Annotated in this window: 15 protein-coding genes; 7 read left to right on the top strand and 8 right to left on the bottom strand. The window is 54.2% G+C overall.

Features of this window, described 5'->3' with window-relative positions; translation table 11 throughout:
- Positions 1 to 143: 143 nt before the first annotated feature.
- The 4 genes from F5984_RS21220 (at position 144) to F5984_RS21205 (ending at position 9,033) form a co-directional block, all read left to right on the top strand.
- Positions 144 to 1,496, top strand: a complete 1,353-nt coding sequence (locus F5984_RS21220; RefSeq protein ID WP_152126223.1) for a sigma-54-dependent transcriptional regulator — start codon at positions 144 to 146, stop codon at positions 1,494 to 1,496.
- A gap of 161 nt (positions 1,497 to 1,657) precedes the next feature.
- A complete protein-coding gene (locus F5984_RS21215) occupies positions 1,658 to 2,797 on the top strand; it encodes an FIST signal transduction protein (protein ID WP_246169218.1) in 1,140 nt (379 codons plus the stop codon).
- Positions 2,784 to 6,170 (top strand): PAS domain-containing hybrid sensor histidine kinase/response regulator, encoded by a 3,387-nt coding sequence (locus F5984_RS21210; RefSeq protein ID WP_152126222.1) that lies wholly within the window; start codon positions 2,784 to 2,786, stop codon positions 6,168 to 6,170. Before F5984_RS21215 ends, F5984_RS21210 begins: the two co-directional genes overlap by 14 nt.
- A 319-nt stretch (positions 6,171 to 6,489) precedes the next feature.
- Positions 6,490 to 9,033 (top strand): DUF5686 and carboxypeptidase-like regulatory domain-containing protein, encoded by a 2,544-nt coding sequence (locus tag F5984_RS21205; protein ID WP_152126221.1) that lies wholly within the window; start codon positions 6,490 to 6,492, stop codon positions 9,031 to 9,033.
- Between the two features lie 38 nt (positions 9,034 to 9,071).
- Here F5984_RS21205 and F5984_RS21200 read toward each other — a convergent pair whose 3' ends face one another.
- Positions 9,072 to 10,079 (bottom strand): bile acid:sodium symporter family protein, encoded by a 1,008-nt coding sequence (locus F5984_RS21200; RefSeq protein WP_152126220.1) that lies wholly within the window; start codon positions 10,077 to 10,079, stop codon positions 9,072 to 9,074.
- 71 nt (positions 10,080 to 10,150) lie between these two features.
- A complete protein-coding gene (locus F5984_RS21195; RefSeq protein WP_152126219.1) occupies positions 10,151 to 11,119 on the bottom strand; it encodes a Ppx/GppA phosphatase family protein in 969 nt (322 codons plus the stop codon).
- An 81-nt stretch (positions 11,120 to 11,200) separates the two neighbouring features.
- Here F5984_RS21195 and F5984_RS21190 point away from each other — a divergent pair, with 81 nt between their 5' ends.
- Both F5984_RS21190 and rpsU read left to right on the top strand, forming a co-directional pair.
- Positions 11,201 to 11,551: a histidine kinase gene (locus F5984_RS21190; protein ID WP_152126218.1), complete on the top strand. Its 351-nt coding sequence runs from the start codon at positions 11,201 to 11,203 to the stop codon at positions 11,549 to 11,551.
- Between the two features lie 183 nt (positions 11,552 to 11,734).
- Positions 11,735 to 11,932, top strand: coding sequence for a 30S ribosomal protein S21 (gene rpsU, locus F5984_RS21185; RefSeq protein ID WP_019986836.1), 198 nt, complete (start codon positions 11,735 to 11,737; stop codon positions 11,930 to 11,932).
- A 302-nt stretch (positions 11,933 to 12,234) separates the two neighbouring features.
- Here rpsU and F5984_RS21180 read toward each other — a convergent pair whose 3' ends face one another.
- From F5984_RS21180 to F5984_RS21155, 6 genes are all read right to left on the bottom strand, one after another.
- Positions 12,235 to 13,197, bottom strand: coding sequence for an SGNH/GDSL hydrolase family protein (locus F5984_RS21180; protein ID WP_152126217.1), 963 nt, complete (start codon positions 13,195 to 13,197; stop codon positions 12,235 to 12,237).
- 30 nt (positions 13,198 to 13,227) lie between these two features.
- A complete protein-coding gene (locus tag F5984_RS21175) occupies positions 13,228 to 14,055 on the bottom strand; it encodes an alpha/beta hydrolase (protein ID WP_152126216.1) in 828 nt (275 codons plus the stop codon).
- A 93-nt stretch (positions 14,056 to 14,148) separates the two neighbouring features.
- Positions 14,149 to 15,201: an LLM class flavin-dependent oxidoreductase gene (locus tag F5984_RS21170; RefSeq protein WP_152126215.1), complete on the bottom strand. Its 1,053-nt coding sequence runs from the start codon at positions 15,199 to 15,201 to the stop codon at positions 14,149 to 14,151.
- A 117-nt stretch (positions 15,202 to 15,318) separates the two neighbouring features.
- Positions 15,319 to 17,172, bottom strand: a complete 1,854-nt coding sequence (locus F5984_RS21165) for a glycoside hydrolase family 97 protein (RefSeq protein WP_152126214.1) — start codon at positions 17,170 to 17,172, stop codon at positions 15,319 to 15,321.
- 22 nt (positions 17,173 to 17,194) lie between these two features.
- The gene (locus tag F5984_RS21160) at positions 17,195 to 18,211 is read right to left on the bottom strand and encodes a zinc-binding alcohol dehydrogenase family protein (RefSeq protein ID WP_152126213.1); all 1,017 of its coding nucleotides are present in this window, start codon (positions 18,209 to 18,211) and stop codon (positions 17,195 to 17,197) included.
- 83 nt (positions 18,212 to 18,294) lie between these two features.
- Entirely contained in the window at positions 18,295 to 19,500 is a 1,206-nt protein-coding gene (locus F5984_RS21155) for a class I SAM-dependent methyltransferase (protein ID WP_317163130.1), read from the bottom strand.
- Positions 19,501 to 19,600: 100 nt separating this feature from the next.
- Between F5984_RS21155 and F5984_RS21150 the strand changes: the two genes are divergently transcribed.
- A complete protein-coding gene (locus tag F5984_RS21150) occupies positions 19,601 to 21,214 on the top strand; it encodes a SulP family inorganic anion transporter (protein WP_152126212.1) in 1,614 nt (537 codons plus the stop codon).
- The last annotated feature ends 225 nt before the right edge of the window (positions 21,215 to 21,439 follow it).

Here is a 21,439-nt window from a genome sequence, read left to right as displayed (position 1 = left end):
GTTAGGAAAACGCCCGAACTGGAGTTATTCCGGCTATGGCGTTGGCAGGCTATGGTTTATGTTAGTATGAACCATAACTTGTCCGCTTTTCTCCATGTTCCCACACGCTTGAGCCCTCGAGCAACTAACCTGTATCAGCCCCTATGAAAGCCGAAGCCTACACCATTTTTATTGTCGAAGATGACCCCTGGTACGGCGAGATTCTGGAGTATCACCTGAGCCTAAACCCAGACCATAAGGTGGCCCGCTTCACAACCGGACAGGAGTGCCTCGACAACCTGGGGGTGCGCCCTGACCTGTTTGTGCTCGACTTTTCGCTGCCCGATACCACCGGCGATAAGCTCTTCGGAAAAATTCGGAATCTGATGCCCGGTATTCCGGTAATCGTGATCAGTTCGCAGGAAGACATCTCGGTAGCCATCAATCTACTCAAAATGGGCGTTACCGATTACTTGGTCAAGGACGATAACACCAAGGATCTGCTCTGGAACAGCATCATCCGGATTCGGGAAAACCAGAGTCTCAAAAAGGAAGTTGAGCACCTGCGCGAAGAACTGGGGCAGAAATTCTCATTCAGCAAAACCCTTATTGGGCAGCACGAAAGCCTTAAAAAGGTGTTTGCGCTGATGGAAAAAGCCATTAAAGTCAAAATCAATGTCTCGATCACGGGCGAGACCGGTACGGGCAAAGAGGTGGTAGCCAAGGCCATTCACTACAACAGCGACCGAAAAAAGAAAAACTTTGTTGCGGTCAATATGGCGGCCGTCCCCCGGGAACTGGTCGAGAGCGAGCTGTTTGGCCACGAAAAGGGTGCATTCACGGGCGCGCTGGTCCGCAAGATCGGTAAGTTTGAAGAAGCCAACGGCGGCACCATTTTCCTTGATGAAATTGCCGAGATGGACCTAAACATTCAGAGTAAACTTCTGCGGGTGCTTCAGGAACGCGAGGTAGTTCGGGTGGGCGGGCAGGAAAAAGTGAAGCTCGATATTCGGCTCATAGTGGCCACACACAAAAACCTGGCGCAGGAAGTAAAAAAGGGCCTCTTTCGGGAAGACCTATATTTCCGAATCATGGGCCTGCCAATTCACCTCCCTCCCCTACGGGAGCGCGGCAATGATGTCCTGATTCTGGCTAAACATTTTATTGATGGCTTTACCAGGGAGAACCACCTGGAGCCTATTCAACTGACCAAAGAAGCCAAAGAGAAACTGCTGCGCTACCCATTCCCCGGCAATGTGCGGGAGCTGAAAGCGGTGGTGGATCTGGCCGCGGTGATGTGCGAAAACAACGAGATCAAAGAGAACGACATTATATTCAGTGAGTTGCGGGAAGAAGAACTCTTTACCGGCGAACACAAGACTCTGCGACAATACACCTGCGATATTATCAAGTACTACCTGCGCAAAAACAACGACGATGTACTGGCCACCGCCCGGCAGCTCGACATCGGCAAAAGCACCATTTATAAGATGATTCAGTCGGGTGAGATTACCTAAATTTTTGTCCGAAGTTTGGATAATTTTCCTTTTTTCGGAAATCAGACCAAAAACGCCAAAACATAACCCTTTGTCTATCAAAATATTAACTAGCCAGTTAGCTACTGGCACTATTTTTTTATTCAGCTTTTGCCTTCATCCCATCTTAGCAGACCCGCTCTATGCGCACGGCACTTGTTCAGTTGTCAGATAACACCTGGAGTCGACACCCCGTCAGCCAGCCACTACCTGATACTGACGTTCAATTATTCCTTTGCTTTGCAGCCGATGAAATTCTCCGTTCCGAGACCATTTACGATCAGGTAAGAGCCCGTTTCCCACACGCCCAGATTGCGTTGTGCAGCACCTCAGGCGAAATTTACCACGATACCGTTCAGGATGATTCGCTGGTGGGGCTGGCCGTTGCGTTCCGCGAAACCACTATCCAGACCGCTTCGGTCAACATGCGCGAGTTTGGATCGAGTTACGAAGCCGCGCAGGCACTGGTGCGTCAGTTACCGACCGAGGGGCTCACCTACCTGCTGATTCTGTCGGATGGCAGTCTGGTCAACGGCAGTGAATTGGCGCAGGGGCTCAATGTAGCTACGGATAATCTGCTCATTACGGGTGGCCTGGCGGGCGATGCCGCCAACTTCAAATCGACCCTGCTGGGGCTGAATACCCAACCCGCTACGGGCAACATCATTGCCATTGGTTTTTATGGCGACAAGCTGATTGTTCGGCATGGGTCTGAAGGGGGTTGGGATACATTTGGGCTCGAAAAGGAAGTGACGCATTCGGAGAGCAACATTCTGCACGAAATTGATCACCAGAACGCCCTCGACCTGTACATCAAGTACCTCGGCTCCGATGCCGACGATCTGCCCGCTTCAGCCCTGCTCTTTCCGCTGTCAGTGCTGGTTCCGGGTGCCGAGCAACCCATTGTCCGGACAATTCTGTCGGTCGATACGGAGCGAAAAACCATGACTTTTGCGGGCGATGTACCGGTCGGCTCAAAGGTCCGGTTTATGAAGGCCAACTTTGACCGCCTGACCTCGGCCGCATCAACTGCCGCCCGGCAGCTGTCCGACCAGTTGCACCATCATCCGCACTTTTCGTTGCTTATCAGCTGCGTAGGGCGTAAGCTGGTACTGGGTCCGCACATTGACGAAGAGGTAGAGGCCGTCAGCCGAACCCTGGGCAGCAACGTTCCCCTGATCGGATTTTATGCGAATGGCGAACTCTCCCCGTTTCCCGATGGAGGGGCCTGCCAGCTGCATAACCAGACCATGACCATCACATCGTTTTATGAATTACCATAAAATGCTGGCCAAGCAGGTAAGCAAATACCTGCCCGACGACCTGCGGGATAACCCGGCTCTGGCGAAATTTCTCGACGTTGTCAACCAATCGTACAAAACCCTGAACCGCGATCGCGAACGGGCCGAGCGGGCCTTTAGCATCAGCGAAGAAGAATACGTAGAGCTCAATAACAAGCTCAAACACGAAATTACCGTCCGGAAACAGTCCGTCGAACAATTGCGGGAGGCCGTGAACGCCATTTCGGAGGTGGAACTTCAACCCGATTCCGACGACCTGCTGACCATTGCCCGGCTTTTATATCAGCAGGTAAGTAAGCGCAAAAGTGCCGAAGAGGTGTTTATCTCGCTCATCGCCAATATGCGCAGTGGCATCCTGCTCGAAGACGAAAACCGTAAAATTGTTTACTGCAATCAGGGTTTCTGTAATCTGTTCGGCATTCCGCTCAACCCGGAGCAAATGCCGGGTATTGATTGCAGCAATACCGCCGAACAAACCAAAGACCTCTTTCGGAACCCCGACGAGTTTGTCAAGAACATCAGCCACATTCTTCAGAACAAACAGCTGGTCACGGGGGAGATTCTGGAACTGGCCAACGGCACTATTTTCCAGCGCGACTACATCCCGATCTACATTGATCAACGCTACAAAGGGCACCTCTGGAGCTATACCGATATTACCGAGCGCAAAAAAGCGCAGGACGCCCTCGAGCAGAGCGAGCTAAAAAACCGCCTGATTATGAACGGGGCCCTCGACGCCATCATTACCATTGATATGACGGGGGCCATTACATTCTGGAACCCGCAGGCCGAGAAAATCTTTGGCTGGCAGGCGCATGAAGTGATCGGGGCTCAGCTGGCCGAACGGATTATTCCAGAAGTACACCGGGCAGCCCATAACCGGGGGATGGCCCGCTACCAAAGTACCCAAAAGGGCCCGGTACTGGGAAAACAGATGGAGCTGGAGGCTGTAAACCGCAACGGTGAGCACTTTCCGATTGAACTGTACATCATTCCGGTGAAACAGGGCGACGACGAATTTTTCTGCTCGTTTATCCGCGACATTTCGGAGCGCAAAAAGAACGAGGCTCAGCTCGAGGGGCTGTCGCTGGTGGCGAGTGCCAACAAAAATGGGATTGTATTTGCCGATTTGAACGGCCGGATTACGTGGGCCAATGAAGGCTTGAGCCGGATTACCGGCTACTCAAATGCTGAAATTCTGGCCGAGCATCCGGCTTGTCTGTTGCGGGGGCCACTCACCGACCCTATAGCGCTTAAACGGCTCCAGAACCTGTTTAAGCTGGATGAGCCGTACACAGGCGAGTTGATTTTTTACCGCAAAGACGGCTCCTGGTTCTGGGGCCGGGCGCATAGCCAGCCCGTTGTGGGGAAAGATGGGGCCATTTCGCACTACTTCGCGATGCTCGAAGACATCTCGGAGGAGAAAGTAGCCCAACGAAAAGTGAAAGAGTACGAGGAACGGCTCAAAATGGCGCTCACCAACGTGGGCGACAATTATTGGGAACACGATTTCCGAACCGGCGTCACTTCGTTTTCAAACCCCGACAATGCCATGCTCGGCTTTTCGATGGATCAGCATGACGATCTGGCCAGTTTGTGGTGGAGCCGTATTCACCCCGACGACCGGTATATTCTGCAGCAAAATGACGAAAACTACAAAAAAGGGCTAATTAACAATCACCATTACGAGTACCGGATGATTCACCAGAATGGATCGGTACACTGGGTACTTGACCGGGGGGTGGTCACGGAAACATCCGACGAAGGCAAACCTCTGAAAATTATCGGCACCCACGTTGACATCACCCGCCAGAAAAAACTGGAACTCGAACTGACCCAGGCCAAAGTAGCCGCCGAAGAGTCGACAAAGGCGAAAGAGCTGTTTTTGGCCAACATGAGCCACGAAATCCGCACGCCCATGAATGCGATCATGGGCATGGCGAATCAGCTCAACAAAACAGCACTCAACTCTGAGCAGCAGTTTTTTGTCAACACCATCCAGTCGGCTACCGACCATCTGCTCATCATCATCAACGATATTCTGGATTTATCGAAGATTGAGGCCAGACAACTCACCCTCGAAAAAATCGGGTTTGAGCCCAAACTGGTGGTTGGGCAGGTGATGCAGGTCTTGATGCATAAAGCCGAAGAAAAGGGGCTGTCGTTGGTCAACTCATTCTGCGATGATCAGCTTTGGCCCGTGCTGCTGGGCGACCCCTACCGGCTCAATCAGATCCTGCTCAATCTGATTTCCAACGCAATCAAGTTCACCGAGAAAGGGGGCGTTGATATCAATTGCCGCGTCGTAAGCGACGACGAGACCCAGCAAACCATCCGCGTGACCGTGAAAGACACGGGCATTGGTATGGACCAATCGTTTGTCAAAAGCCTTTTCAAAAAGTTTCAGCAGGAAGACGAATCGGTTACCCGGCGATTTGGCGGCACCGGCCTGGGAATGAGTATCTGCAAGCATCTGGTTGAATTGATGGAAGGTACCATCGAGGTTGAGAGCCAGAAGGGCGTTGGCACAACGGTATCGTTTATGGTATCCTTTCAGAAAGGCACCGAGGATCAGTTACCTGTAAAGGAACCCGGCTTCACCAATGTCGAAATCTTGGCAGGCAAGCGGATTCTGGTAGCCGATGACAACGAAATGAATCGGTTGGTGGCCTCCACAATCCTGCGTACCTACGGGGCCCTGATCGAAGAAGCGCAGAACGGTCAGGAAGCCCTTGAAAAACTAAAAGTAAAACCCGTCGATCTGGTTCTGATGGACGTGCAGATGCCGGTTATGGACGGTGTTGAGGCTACGCAGGCCATTCGGCAGCAGATCAGTGCGCAACTACCCGTAATTGCCCTAACGGCGCTGGCGGTCAAAGGGGACAGTGAGAAGTTTATTGCCGCCGGCATGAGCGACTACCTCTCCAAACCATTTGAGGAAACCCAGCTACTCTCGGTTGTTGGCAAATGGATTGACAAACAAAAGGCAGACCCACAACGCACCGAAGCCGACATCCCACCGCTTTACAACCTCACAACGCTGGAGACCATAGCACGCGGTAACAATGCCTTTGTGCACAAAATGATCGACCTGTTTATCCAGCACGTACCGGCTTCGGTCGCCGAGATTAAAGAGGCTTATGCCAACCGCGATTTTGAGCGAGTTGCCAAGACAGCCCATCGCATTAAACCCTCGATCGATAATTTGGGCGTCGCGTCGCTCAAGGAGCCAATTCGGGAGATCGAAAAGAAGGCTACGGTGTACCAGACGTCGGCACAACTCGAAACACTCCTTACCCGGCTCGATAAGATCGTCAACCGCGTTGTCATTCAGCTTCAGGCGCTGCAGCAATAAATTTAGAGTTTGCAGTCAACAGTTTAGAGTTGAGGTGGCCTGTGATCGCACAGAGCCACTCACTCATTTTTGCCCTCCGTACTCCCTCATAAACCCTGCTCAGCGTACAGCAACCCATAATAGCATAAACGCGGGTTCAGACAGACCAAACAAATTATTCTCGAAATAGTATTATTCTTTTCTGCCTATGTGCTCGCTTACAAAGGCGTAAGCGAGCATGCACCCATTTCCCCTACCGTTCATCACAATATTTATCGGCTGGTAAACCAAGTTGACGGGTTTGTCGTTAATAGGACAATTCTAATTCCCCCCGCTGTTCATGATTCCATCGATACGATTTGCGATTTCTGGCTTTGTCTGGTTTTTACTCCTGTTTCCACTACTCGTACAGGGTCAGGTTGTTTACACCATTACGGGTCAGGTAAAGGAGGCCGCCAATAATGCGGGCGTCCCCTTCGCTTCGCTATCGATCAAAGGCCGTACCGTGGGCACAACAGCCGACGCCGAGGGACGTTTTCAGCTTAAGACCACCCAAATTGGCGACTCACTGCTGGTAACCAGCCTGGGCTTTCGTACCAAGGCCGTAGCCCTCACCCGCGAGCCTGTTCAGACGATCACCATTGCGCTCGAATCGGCCGAGAACCGGCTTCAGGAAGTGCGCGTGTACGGCAAAGGGGGCGACCCCGCCTACCGGGTCCTCCGGGCAGCCCTCGCCCGGCGCAACGAGTTCAACCCCGAACAACTGAGCGCGTTTCAGTACGAAAGTTACACGAAGGTTGAAGCGTACATCAACAATGTTGAGAAGAAGACTCGGACCAAACGCAATGGCGAAACGGTAGTCCGGCGCAAGGGGCCCATTGGTAAGGTACTGAACCGGCTACCGGCCATTACCGACGACAACGGGCAGCCGGCCGTTCCGGTATTCATCACCGAAAATCACTCGGAATACTATCAGCGCAACCAGCCCGACCGAACAAAAGAAAAAATTCTGAAAACCCAGATCAAAGCCGTCGGGATTCAGGAAGGTGGACTGCTTTCTCAATTTACCGGCGCTTCGTTTCAGCAGTACAATTTTTACCAGAATTACGTCAGGGTTTTGCGTAAAGACATCCCCTCGCCTTTGGGCGAGGCCTGGGAGGCCCTTTACAAAGTACAAATGATAGACACGGTGGCTGTGGGCGATCAGATCTGCTACGAGATCGACTTTGAGCCCAAACGCGCCACCGACCTCGCTTTTGTGGGTACGGCCTGGCTCGATACCAACCGGCTGGGTTTGGTGCAGATTGAAACCCGCATTGATCGGCGCGCCAATATTAATTTCATCGACGAGATTCGTGTTGGGCAGGAACTGGAAACGCTGCCCGGTGGAGCCCGCTTACCGGTGCGCACCGAAGTCCGTATCGACACCGACGAACTGACTCCCAACGCCCCCGGCGCACTGGTCCGTTTTTTTGCGTCGGCCCGTAATATTGTCATCAATCAACCGCAGCCCCTCGCGTTTTATAGCCCCTCGCTCGAACTGGCCGATGATTACCGCGATGTGCCGAAAGGATACTGGCAGGCGGCCCGGCCCGACTCCATCTCGGCCGATGAACTCCGGGCGTTTCGGGTGGTCGATTCCGTCCGGAATGTACCCATTGTGAAAGTCACCGGCGAGGCTATCCGGCTGTTTGCCAACGGGTATCAGCCCATTGGTAAGGTCAACGTCGACGTAGGGCCCCTGCTTTATACGTATGCGAACAACGACATCGAAGGCAACCGGTTTCGGGTGGGCCTGCGTACCAACAGCTATTTCAGCCGCCGGTGGACCCTCAGTGGGTATCTGGCGTACGGCACCCGCGATGAACGCTTTAAATACGCCATCGGTGCCGATTATATTTTGAAGCGTAAACCCTGGACGGTAATCGGTTTCCGGCACTCGTACGACCTCGAGCGGCTGGGTGTTTCGTCGGAAAATATCGGCACCAATTACCTGTTTCTGGCCTACTCCCGCTTTGGCATTATCCGGCGGCCTTACATGCAGGAACAAAGCTCGGCCTACATCCGGCGGGAACTGGGCAAAGGATTCACGCAGACCGTGACCCTCCGCGAACGCTCGTTTAACCCGCTGTTTCCGTTTGCGTACTACGCCAACCCCGACAACCCGGCCGACGAGAGTATTCGTAGTCAGTTCCGTACAGCTGAGATGGTATTTGAAACCCGGTTTGCGCCCGATGAGGTGGTCGTGCAGAGCGATAACGAGCGGTTAAGTTTTGGGGCTACGCGCAAGCCCGAACTTACATTCCGGTACACACTCGGCCTGCACAACAGCTCGGCATCGTATGTGCCCTACGGCCGGTTTCTGCTGGAGATGAAACATTCCTTCCGAATGGGGGTACTGGGCCGCACGAGCTACACGCTGGGGGCAGGTCTGATACCCTCGCGGGTGCCGTATCCGTTGCTGTTTATCCCACTCGGCAACGAAACCTCTTTTTACGTGTATAACGCGTATAACCTGATGAATTTCTTCGAGTTTGCCACCGACCGCTACGCGTCGGCACACGTGGAGCATAACTTCGAGGGACTGTTTTTCAACCGGATTCCGGCCATCAAGCGGCTCAAATGGCGTACGCTGGTCACGGGTCGTATTATGGCGGGTGGCATTCGCCCCGAAAATGTACGGCTGGTGGCCCCTGTCAATGATCTGGGGCAGCCAGTTACGGGTTTCCAGTCCTTAGGCAAGGTGCCTTACATTGAGTTAGGCTACGGTATCGACAATATCTTTAAGCTGTTCCGCGTCGATGCCACACATCGGCTCACCTACCGCGACAACCCCGGAGTAACGCCGTTCGCCATCAAAGTATCGGCCTGGGTAGGGCTTTGACAGTGAACAACTGCCCTATTGGGTAAAAACCATATTGTTCATTGATCGTTGCTCATTGTTCGCTGATCGTTGTTCACTGTTGGTTGTTCGTTGCCAGTTGTTACGGGCCGTTGACTCCAGTAGGTACCCAGCAACGAGCCCGTTGTGTTCATGATCGGGCCAAATAAAGCCGGAGCCAGCCCAACGGTAGCTACTTTACCCATTTGTACAGCCAGGCCCGACGCCAGTCCGGCATTTTGCAACCCTACTTCAATCGCTATAGTCCGGCTGCTTTGCTCGTTGAGGCCAAAAAGCCGGGCAGACCAGTAGCCGAGTGCAAAACCCAATAGGTTGTGGGTCAGTACGCACAACGCCAAAACCCAGCCTACATTGAGCAGGCTCTCCCGGCCTGCGGCCGTGATAATGGCTACAATAAGGACAATCCCCCCCATCGAGATAAGCGGCATAACCCCGTTGATAAACACGGTCGATTTCCGGAATACCCGGTTCAGCACCAAACCAACGGCAATGGGAAGAATGACCATCTGCACGATTTCCACCATCATTTTCCAGAACCCGATCTCGATAAACTGACCCGCCAGTAGGGTCATCAGAGCGGGTGTCAGGAATGGGGCCAGCAACGTAGCCACTGTGGTTACGGTGATCGATAAAGGCACATTGGCTTTGGCCACAAAACTGATCACATTGGAAGCCAGTCCACTCGGCGAGCAGCCAATCAGTACGACACCGGCCGCAATTTCGGGCGAAAAATCAAAGCTGTTGGCCAGCACAAACCCCAGCGTGGGCATAATGGTGAATTGACAAAGTACCCCGATCAGCACGGCCTTAGGCTGTTTGACAACACCCTCAAAATCGGCAAGCGACATGGTGGTACCCATACCCAGCATGATGATCTGCAACAGGGGTACAATCAGCTTTTTGAGCGGAAACCCACCGACCTCGGTAAAGAGACCCGGAAACAACAGAGCCAGCACAACGGCCACCCCAATCAGAAGCGTGTAAAGAAGATTACGATAAGAAGACGATGTACTTGTTTCGCCATGCATAGGGGTGGTAGTCAGGCCGGGAGGGCGCTTATGGTTTAGGGGTTTCAGTTGAGGTAAGTCAGGCGCAGGCGTCAGATACCCGCCAGTACGCCCTCTTTCAACGAGTACCGGGACACGGTTATGGTCTGAATCCCAAAGGTGGTCAGAATATAATCGATCAGGCAAACAGCCACCACAATCATGTCGACGCGCAACTCGATCATACCCGGCAGTTGCATCCGCTCGTCATGATTACGGGTCAGCAACAACTCGTAAGCCCGGTAAAATTCGGCGACGGGCAGCACAAACGCAGCCTGTTCAGAGTCGGGCCAATGGCCGGTCTCGTGACAATACTGCATATCAATCAGGGTATCAAACGTACCCGACGAGCCCACAAGTTGCAACGGTCGGCCGGTAGTGGGAGCATACTGATGAATCGCGTTGACTAGCGGCAGGAGTTGCTCCCGGAAATAGTCGTTCATGCGCTCCACAGCCGCCAGACTGATGGCGTTTTGTGGGTTGGGCATAAACCGGTCCATGAGCCGCTGCCCGCCCATCTCAAAACTTTGTTTCCAGAAAATCCGCTCGGTAGTCCCCAGAATAAATTCAACACTTCCCCCGCCAATATCCATCACGAGCGATACCGGCGGCTCGGGGTCGCCCGACGGCAGGAGGTTCATGGCCCCCGACGCCAGCACGCCAGCATAGATATACGCGGCCTCCTGATCGCCCGAAATCACCTGAATTCGGATACCCGTTGCCCGCGCCACCGTCTCGACAAACTGGTCCTGATTGCCCGCCACCCGGATCGCACTCGTACCAAAGGCCTGCACCTGAGCCGGGTCAATACCGTGCGCGTCGAGTACCGACCGAAAATAGGTCAGTACCGTCAGGGCCCGTTCGATGGCTTCGTCGGTGATTTGGTTCTGACCAATGCCGCCTTTACCTATTTTAGCGGGTCGGCTTTCCCGAAACAGCACCGTCCAGGGTTGGGCAACGGTCTGTTCGACAATCATGAGGTGAAAGGTATTGGTACCTAAATCAATAACTGCTTGTTTCATCCTGACAAAAGTACAACTTGCCCTCGTTCGGCAAACCATCCCGCACGAGACGGGTTTATCTGAAGCGACTCTCTGTATCGTATGGCTACGAAACAATCCACCCAAAATTCAGACATCCATATTCCACCAGTCGTCTCGTTGGTTAGCCAGGAGGCTTCCACCGCTCCCCTCGACACCCAGCGTGAACCGTTGACTGGACTTCCGGCAGTATCACCTCCCGAAACGCAATCCAATCAGACCGAAAAAAACGACCGGTTACGAGCCATCTCGCACGACCTCCGTAGCCACTTTGGCGTTATTTCAGGCACGGCTAATATGCTCCAGATGGCCCAATCCGATGCGGACCGGGCGCACTTGATTACCATGATGCAACGCAACTTACAGCAAGCCAGCGAGCTTCTGACCGAGCTGCTCGGCATTACCCGGCTTTGATAAACCAGCCTGCTAAACCGCGCACTAACCGGGTTAAACGGCTTACCAACAGGCTCAAATTAACTTACTAACGGAATGTTTATGGGCTTTAGCGGCTTAATTTCGAGGGTTTGGCTTTGAAAAGCGATCGTAAAACACTACTTTTGCCGACCGTTTAAACGAAAAAAAAACAGTATCCGGATTATGTTAATCATTAACGTAAAAGAAAACGAGTCAATCGACAAGGCCCTGAAACGCTTCAAGAAGAAATTTGAGAAGACGGGCGTGTTGCGTGAACTCCGGTCGCGGACGGCTTTCCAAAAACCGTCGGTTAAGCGCCGGACAGAGGTCATCAAAGCTGCCTACAAAGAAAGAATGTACGGCAAACACACGGAGCAATAGTATCCGGTGTGAGGCTTCGATGCTCCAGCCACTCAAGCGCGCAACGAGTGGTATCTGAAGTTGACAAGCTATTCCTCGCATAAAAAAGCAGCGGTCCTCTCGGATCGCTGCTTTTTTTATGGCTTTTAATTTTAACGTGAATTATGCATACTGGCTGACGCAGGGGCCTTCGACAGGCTCAGGCTGACTGGCGGCTCTCAAGTTTATAGTCAGCCTGAGCCTGTCGAAGGCCCCTGCGTCAGCAATCATTTGTTAAACAGATAGTTGTAATACAAATTATCCATAATTCACGTTAATTTTAATCAGGGGCGGCCTTTTTTCTCCTGCACAACGGCCCGAATCTGTCGTTCGAGGGTGTCGTATTGCGCTCGTGCTTCGGGCATGGGTTTACCCACGGCCATTTCGGGCCGTTTATGACCCGTAGCCCGCAACCAGGCATCTTTCATGACGCCCTGCCGTTGGCCAACCAACCGCCTGATTTCGTCGGCCCGCACGTTTTTGGCTAAACCGACGGCTTCAAAAGCTGCCTGCGCCGTTGGTTCGTCGGTTACTTTCTCGCCCAGATACCCCAGCACAGCCCGCGCCATGAGCCAATGCCCCAGCTCGCCGGGATGTACGCCATCGGCCGCCAATTTGAAACCGGGGTCTGTCTGTCGCCTGTTTTCCAGAAAACGGACCATCGGAAAATGCACATCGGCAACCTCCCAGGCCAGCGTGTCTTTCTGCGCCAGCAACCATTCTGAATACCGGTCGAGGGTGCGGTTATAGCCATTGAGGCCCAGCTGCGGGTCGTCGTGCACGGGGGGCGTCAGAAACACAATTTGCCGGGCCCCTACCTTTTTCAGCTCGGAGTGCAACCACTTCATCCCCTCGCGGTAAGCCCGAAACCGCGACTCGTCGAGGGGAAGATAAATCCCATCGTTCATGCCATAGCAGGCAAAAACTACATCGGGGCGGGTTTGCGCCAGCACCCGGTCGAGCCGCTCGTGCAGGTCGGGGCGCGGAAACCGGCCGTTGGCATGATTGGGCTCGCTCAGGCCCGACACCGTTTCGCTTGGCAACCCTACATTGATAAACTCATAGGCCTGTTTGGGGTATTTAGCCACCAGATACGCTTCTATGTCGGCTACGTAGGTCCCCGCATAGGTGATGCTATTGCCCAGAAACAGTATTCGTTGCGCCCGGCGCGGAAAAGGCCGGGCGGTAGTAATTTCGGTCAGTAGCAGGCCAATCAGCAGCCAAACCGCACAAAGAACCCATTTCATACGTGTGGCGATTTACCTCGAAAAAACGCGTTAATTCCGTTTGGGCTTATCGAAAAACTGCCGCATAAACAGCAACTGGTAGTTCACGGCGTTGTTCCAGTACGCCCAGTTATGGCCGCCGGGCCGGGTAATGTAGTCGTGCGCAATATTTCGTTCGAGCAGCTTATCGTGCAGATTGTTGTTGACCCGAAAAAAGAAGTCTTCCGTGCCGCAATCGATGATGAGCGCGAGTGAACCCGGCATGAGCAGATGCAGCATGTTGATGACCGTATTTTGCTCCCACCGCTCAGGAAACTGTGCGTAGGTACCCAACCGCTTGGCAATATCCCAATTGGCCGGAAACGGCCGAATATCCACCCCGCCACTCATACTGCCCGCAGCCCCAAACACATCCTGATGCCGAAACGCCAGATAAAGCGCCCCGTGGCCGCCCATACTCAGCCCCGTAATGGCACGGCCCTGCCGGTTCTTGACTGTCCGATAGTGCGTATCGACCCAATTCACCAGCTCGTTGGCCAAGTAGGTCTCGTACCGAAACGACGCATCGACCGGGCTATCAAAATACCAGCTCCCGTAATTTCCATCGGGGCACACCACAATAACGCCCTGCGCATCCACTGCTCCGGCCAATGCCGGTGCTTTTTTAACCCAGTCCGCGTAGTTGCCGCTGTACCCGTGCAACAAATACACCACCGGAAACTCACGGCCACTGTTGTACGAGTCGGGCGTCAGGACAACGGCTTTAATCGTTTTCTTCATCGATGCACTGTAGGTCTCTACCGTGTCGATTTTGGCCGCCCGGAGCGAGCCAGCACTCACCAAAAGAAAAAACAGGAACAGGATACGAACAGGGTTCATGCAGGTATAGGTACGGTTTGGGGGTTATGGTTTTACGGTTTGGGTTCTTCGTGCATCGTTTCTGGCTGGAACCGAACAGCGGGTTCCTCAGCATCAGGCTGTTACGATAGCCGACACCCCGAGTGCTTTTCGAACTGCCGGGGCTACTTTTGTCCCAAACAGCTCGATCGAGCGCAGCGTGCGGGCATGCGGAATACCGTAACCGCTAATGGTTTGCGCAATGTAACGCGTGTTGCCAAATAGCTCGTGGAAATACAGGATTTTATCGATTACCTGCTCCGGGCTCCCCACCATAAGTGGCCCCAACTGCCGCATCTGCTCAAAATGCGCCCGGGTTATGGGCGACCAGCCCCGCTCCCGCCCGACTCGATTCATCAGGATTTCGTAGGGTGGAAAAAACTCATCGGCGGCCCGCTGCGAATCGTCAGCGAGGTAAAACTGCGAGTTTATACCCAATTGTTGCTGGGTGGTATCGTGCCCGGCATTGCGGGCCGCCTGCCGGTACAGGTTCACAAACGGCACAAACCGGTCGGGTGTACCGCCCAAAATCGCGACCGTCATCGGTATATTGAGCGTTCCCGCCCGAACGGCCGAAGCGGGGGTGCCCCCTACTGCCAGCCAGATTGGAATAGCCGGCTGAATAGGCCGCGGGTACACACCTCGCTCCTCAATAGAAGCCCGCAGGTTACCCTCCCACGTTACGATTTCGTTTTTATTGATGTTCAGCAGTAAATCGAGTTTCTCGGTGAACAGCTCGTCGTATTTGTTCAGATCGTACCCAAACAATGGAAACGACTCGATAAACGACCCCCGGCCCGCCATAATTTCGGCCCGGCCATTCGAAACCAGGTCGAGCGTGGCAAAATTCTGAAAAACGCGCACGGGGTCGGCCGAACTCAGCACGGTTACGGCACTCGACAACCGAATCCGGCGGGTTAGGGTAGCCGCAGCCGCCAGCACTACTTCAGGGACTGTCACCACAAAATCGGGGCGATGATGCTCACCCAGACCAAATACATCTAAGCCGACCTCATCGGCCAGTTTTATTTCCTCGAGAAGTTCCTGCATTCGCCGATGTGCATTGACAGCTTGCCCCGCTACCCCATCCGGCTTCATTTCTCCAAAACTGCTAATGCCTAATTCCATACGTCGATTTTGTCTTCTGCTTGAGGTAACCAACTAATACTTTATTGATTACATTTGATACTAGAAAGACCAAAGTTAGTCTCCTTGCCTATACGGACGTCGAAAACAACGTTTATGTTACAGGGACTGAAGCATTATTACCTGCCCTCCCCGCGCCTTAATTTGAACCGGCCACGATTCGCCACCGGTCAGAGTAACACTCCGCTTCTGGATACTCCCCTCACCATCGTCTTCGTAGACGGTAGCGGTATACGTTTTCCCCTTCGGCAAAAATGAGAGCGGGATACCCCCCTCCCAATCGGTCAGGCCGGCTACCGTTCCGACATACCACGTATTGCCCTTCCGGCGGGCCACACTCACATGACGGCCTATTTCGCCCGTGAGGTAGTGTGACTCATTCCAGACGGTGGGCACCCGCGCAAACACCTCCAGTTCGACTTCGTTGGTGTAGTGGACGGGGTTGCCATACCAAAGCATAGCCTGCAACGGGCTAAAGTACACCACTGTCAGGGCGAGTTGCTGGCCTTTTGTAACCTGAAGCTTCGTTTTCAGAAGGTTGTCGGAGAACTGCTGGTTTGCGTTTGGGTAGCAAAACGTGTAATCAGCCGCTCCGGCCACAAATCGGGTAAAGGGGAGTACGGTGTTATGAAAGGCATCCGGGTTGTTCTCGTTGCCCCGAATGCCCTCCTGCGTAAGCAAATTTGGGTACGTTCGGCTCAGACCCGTGGGCTTGTAATTGTCGTGAATGTTGAGCACAAACCCGTGGTCGTACACTTTTTTAATGGCCGGAATAAGCCAGTTGAGCCCCTCATGGCTCAGGCCATCCACAAACCCAAACTTGAGCCCGGCCACGCCCCAGCGCTTGTATAACGGCAAAATGGTGTCGAGCTTGGCCCGCAATCCTACCCGGTTCACGTACAGAATCACCCCAATAGGCTGGCCGGTGCGGCCTTTGTCTTTGCCGTATTGAATAACCCGGGGCATGTCGATAGCCGGGATGACCTGAGTCGGGTCAGAGCTGGACCGAAATTCGGCTCCGTACCATCCCGCATCGAACATGATGTAGCTGAACCCGTGGGCCGCAGCAAAGTCGATACAGTCGAGGCCGCCCTGCGTGGTGAGAGCCGCCCGGATCAGCTTGCCGGGTTTAATCCAGCCCGGAACCCCCTCTCGTGGGGGCGGGCAAAGGCGCAGCGCCAAATCACTAAACTGATGCAGCCCAATGGCCGAAGTAGCCACGCTAATGGTGCGCCAGGGCGACACAAATAGGCCATTGGTTCTGACAGAATCACCACGGTGAAACGCGGTCGTTAGGGCATTGGGAGAGTCGGCCCGTGCGAGAACCGCCTTCGTGTACGACTGGTTGTGGGCCTCTCCGATAGACAGGTACAGCGTGCCGTTTGTGAGCGTAGCGGGAAAATCGCAGGTTTTGGTCAGCGCGCTCAAAGACGTTGGCGTAAACACCGACTCTTCGTTGTACTGGTACACTGTGTAGCCCGCTGCCAGATCAAATGAGGTCAGCTCCTGCCGGATTATACCGGGTGCCGCTGTTTTGGGCAGCACGTACCGAAACGCCACACTGCCATCGAATACCCGAGCCACCAGCGTATAGGGCACCCCTGCCGACCGAGCCTGCACGCTCATTTCGGTGTAGTGGTTACGGATGATGTCGTTCTCCCCCAACGGCCACTTAATCTGCTCGCGGTGGGTGCGCTGGCTCATCTTCCCAAGCACGGTCTGCTCACCGATGGTTAGCTCATTCAGCCGGAAACCCAGCACAGAGGGCCCTACCACCGTCTTACCAGCCTGAATTACCCGATACACCAGCCGCTGCCGGGCATCCACCCGTACGTCAAACTGTGTCTGTTTGTCGGGCGAGGCAATTCGGTAAGCCGGTGATGCGGGGGCCGCCACCGAGATCAGGGCCACGAACCAACTACAGAGCTTGGCAAAAAAAGTGATTAACCGCATGGACTTCGGTTGAAAGAAAGGGTTACGCCAGGCTGACCATTGCTTTGATAACGCCATTGGCCGGATCGAGCCAACCGCTAAATTCGGACTGCACCTCGCCAAACCCCACCCGGTGGGTAATAAACGTCATGGGGTTTATTAGACCGTTTCGCATAGCGGTCATCACCGTATCGAAGTCGGTACGAGTCGCGTTGCGGCTGCTCATGAGCGTGGCTTCGCGCTTGTGGAATTCGGGATGGCTGAAACGAACCGGCTCCCGTTGCAGACCCACCAGTACGTACCGGCCACCGTGGGCCAGATACCCAAACCCGGCCTCAATGGCCCGGTGGCTACCGGTGGCATCAATCACCACGGTGGGCATATCGCCCCCGGTAATGGCCCGAATTTGTTCGTGGGCATCGGCCGAAGTCGCGTTTACCAGATGAGCGATGCCGAGGTGCTTCCCGCAAAAGGCCAGTCGGCCCGCGTTCACATCCAGCACAATCACCTGCGCCCCAGCCATTTGGGCAAATAGCATCACCCCCAGCCCGATGGGCCCGGCACCCACCACCAGGACGTACTCGCCCGGCTGAATCTGAGCCCGCCGAACGCCGTGTGCCCCAATCGAAAGCGGTTCAACCAGAGCCAGTTCGTCGTCGGAGAGGCCGCCCCCCGGCACCAGCGCGTACGTAGGCACCGAAAGAAACTCGGCCATACCACCGTCGGTATGGACTCCGCAGACCTGCAGCCGCTCGCAACAGTTGGTTTTACCAACCCGGCACGCTACGCACTGCCCGCAGTAAAAATACGGCATGATCGTGACCGAGTCGCCCGGCTGAATAGCCGTCTCGTCAACCGCATCGACTAATTGACCAGCCAGTTCGTGACCCAGCACGCGTGGGTAAGTGAAATACGGCTGCGTTCCCTCGAACGCGTGCAGATCGGTTCCGCAGATACCGATTCGGGTGATGCGCACCAACGCCCGGCCCGGTTCGGGCTTAGGTTTGGGCGCCTGGGCGTACTCCAAGTGACCGGGAGCCACACAACGTAATAATTCCATACATTCAGGTTCAAAACCACTTCTGAAATAAGCCCGCGAAGGGCGTTCAATACTCCAAACGGAGCCCTAAACTTTTATCCGGCTCATAGCTTACGAGTTACAAGTAGCCGCTTGTCGCCGTTGAGTAGCGTCGTGGCGAAGATGTACACGTCTCCTCCTTCTTTCAGACCCACTTTCTTGCGCAACTCTTCGACCGACTGGGGGTAATTCCGAACCGTCAGATTCGCTTTCATCGCCGGTACCAACGCCTGTACATCGGCCCGGTTCGGTTTACAGATGCCTTCCAGTTTAAACGCCCGGCCCGGAAAATCCCCTACCGGTTCGGCCGACGTATAGAGGTGACTGTGAGGGGCCAGTTTGGCCAATCCAAACCGCTCGGCTACCGCCCGAAACGCGCCCGCTTTCAGCACAGCCGCATTGGGTTCGTAGAGGTAAGCTTGCGGGTCGGCAAACGACACGGCAACGGCACGTTCATCGCCCCGCCGAAACGAAAACCGAACCTCCGAATCGGGCAGCAGATCGACCGCGGTAACGGCAACCTCGTCGGGGGCCACCTCGTCGGGTGTGGCGACAAACAGCACCTCTTTCACCTCGTGCCGCACCGCCACCACCTGCACCGCCCGAATACCGGGTAACTGCCGAAGGGCAGCTTCAATGTCGATCAGGGGTGAGGTTTTGAGCAGGACATACGTTGCTTTCTGGCGTAACAAGGGCCACCAGGCAACCGCATTGGGCTCACACTCGTCGAGCCGAACGACACGACCACCCCGGTCGTCGCGCCGGGCCGGATCGAGGTAAATCCAGTCGACAGGGGCATCCAGCTGCTGGAGTACCGTTTCGCTTTGGGCATTTAATACCTCCACATTGTGGCACGCTAATTGGGGAAAATTGTGCGTTGCCAGTTCGGCGAGTGGTGCCTGCCGCTCCACGTACGTTACGTGCCCAGCTACGTTGGCGAAGGCCCAGGCATCAACGCCGAGCCCCCCGGTCAGGTCGACAAGGCGGTTTAGCCGGGGGGTAAAAGCCGACACAACAGCGGCTTTGTAGCGCGCTGTTTGCTCCGACGAAGCCTGTTCGAGCGGGAGGGTCGGGGGGAACAAAACCCCTGGGTTAGCGCACCAGGTAGGTAGTTTGTCGCGCACGCGCTGCCGAGCGGCAATCTGAACAGCAACTTTTCGGATATCTATCTGTTTATTAGCTGCATACCGCAACAATAACTGTTGCACATTGTCTTGAAGGTGTGCAACCATAAAGTCTTTCTCGTCGACTGTCAATCCGATTGATTCCAAATTAATATTGGTTAAAACTAACTTTTTGTTTAATGTCCTTTTAATTTTGTCTGAACCACCAACTGTATCTTACAACTTTTTCCATTTTATCCAACGATCGATGAAGACCTCAAACCCTCTCTATACCTTTTCCACGTACTCGTCCGGGTTACTCCGCAGTGACCTCCCGGCCGGGTTATCCGTTTTTCTGGTTGCCCTCCCTCTGTGCCTTGGCATCGCGCTGGCATCGGGGGCTCCGTTGTTCTCGGGCCTGGTAGCGGGTATCGTCGGCGGAATCGTGGTTGGCTTTTTGTCGGGCTCCGAAATGAGCGTTAGTGGTCCGGCAGCCGGTTTGGCCGTCATTGTTGCCGACGCCATCACAAATGTAGGGGCTTACGAAGTTTTCCTGGTAGGTGTTGTACTGGCCGGTGCCATTCAGCTCGGGCTGGGTCTGCTGAAAGCGGGCAAGCTAAGCAGCTTTTTCCCCGACAGTGTAATCAAAGGTATGCTGGTGGCTATCGGGATTGTAATTGTGCTCAAACAGATTCCGCACGCCCTCGGTCGGGACAACGATTACGAAGGTGAGTTTGCATTTCAGCAACTGGCCGACGGCGAAAATACCTTGTCTGAAATTTACCGGGCCGTAGAAACCGCCAGTATGGGTGCTCTGATCATCAGCGCCGTATCCCTGGCACTGCTTATTGGCTGGGAGCGTTTAGCCGGCCGGGGGTGGCGTTTTTTCAAGACCCTACCCGGCGCCCTGATGGTGGTGTTTGTGGGTATCGGCCTTAATCAACTGTTTCGGTTGTACATGCCGGAGTGGTACATGGGCGACACGGCCCATCAGCACATGGTGCAGATTCCGGTCGTAGCGGCTGATAAGCCCTGGTGGTCCATTTTTACGTTTCCCGACTTCTCGGCTTTATCGAATCCGCGCATCTGGGCCGTAGGTGCAACCATTGCCATTGTAGCCAGTCTGGAAACACTGCTCAATCTCGAAGCGGCCGATCAGCTCGACGAGCAACGCCGGGTATCTTCAACTGATCAGGAATTGATTGCGCAGGGTGTTGGCAACATGGTATCCGGGCTTGTTGGTGGTTTACCCGTGACCTCGGTCGTGGTGCGTACCTCAGCCAACGTGTTTAGTGGGGCCAAAACCCGCGTCTCGACTATTGTGCACGGTGTATTGCTGGCTATTGCGGTATTTGCCGCCGGGTCGTTGCTCAACTACATCCCGCTATCATGTCTGGCGGCTATCCTGATTATGGTGGGCTACAAACTGGCCAAACCGAAAATCTTCAAGAGTGTTTACAATGATGGTCTGAACCAGTTTATCCCGTTCATCCTGACGGTGCTGGGTATCATTTTCACCGATCTGCTCATTGGCATCACCATCGGTGCTGTCATTGGTGTCATGTTCATTCTGTATACCAACTCGCAGTCGACGGTGAAGGTGATTCGGCAGGGCAAGCGCATCGAAATCAAGATCCTGAAAGATCTCTACTTTTTGAGCAAACCTCAGCTGAAGGTCATTCTGCGCACACTGCAACCCGGCGATCAGGTAATTGTCGACGGAACCGACGCTCAGTTTATTGATCACGACATTTACAATATGCTCCGCGATTACACTGATACCGCGAAAGCACAGGGCATCTCGTACGAGCTGAAAAACGTAATCAAAACGAAAAGCGCTCTTCCGAAAGTGGAGCCGGTGAAAGAAGTACTGATTAACTAATACGCCCTCGAAGGCGTAGACATGGCATACAGCGGCCCGCTGCGTGGTTTACCCAACCCCACGCAGCGGGCCGCTGCTTAGAAGCTGTTTGAGTTAATCACTTTGGCCCATAAGGGCAGCTTTTTGTCGCTGTCTGCGCCACTTTTTTGGGCCGTAGCAACCGCTACGACCGGCAAAAATTGGCTTGTCAGCAACCAAAATCCGCTCCCTACGGTCTCAAATCGC

This window comes from Rudanella paleaurantiibacter, from assembly GCF_009184635.1.
Classification (GTDB): domain Bacteria; phylum Bacteroidota; class Bacteroidia; order Cytophagales; family Spirosomataceae; genus Rudanella; species Rudanella paleaurantiibacter.
Note: the sequence above shows the minus strand (reverse complement) of the source record. Positions and strands in the feature narration are given on the sequence as shown.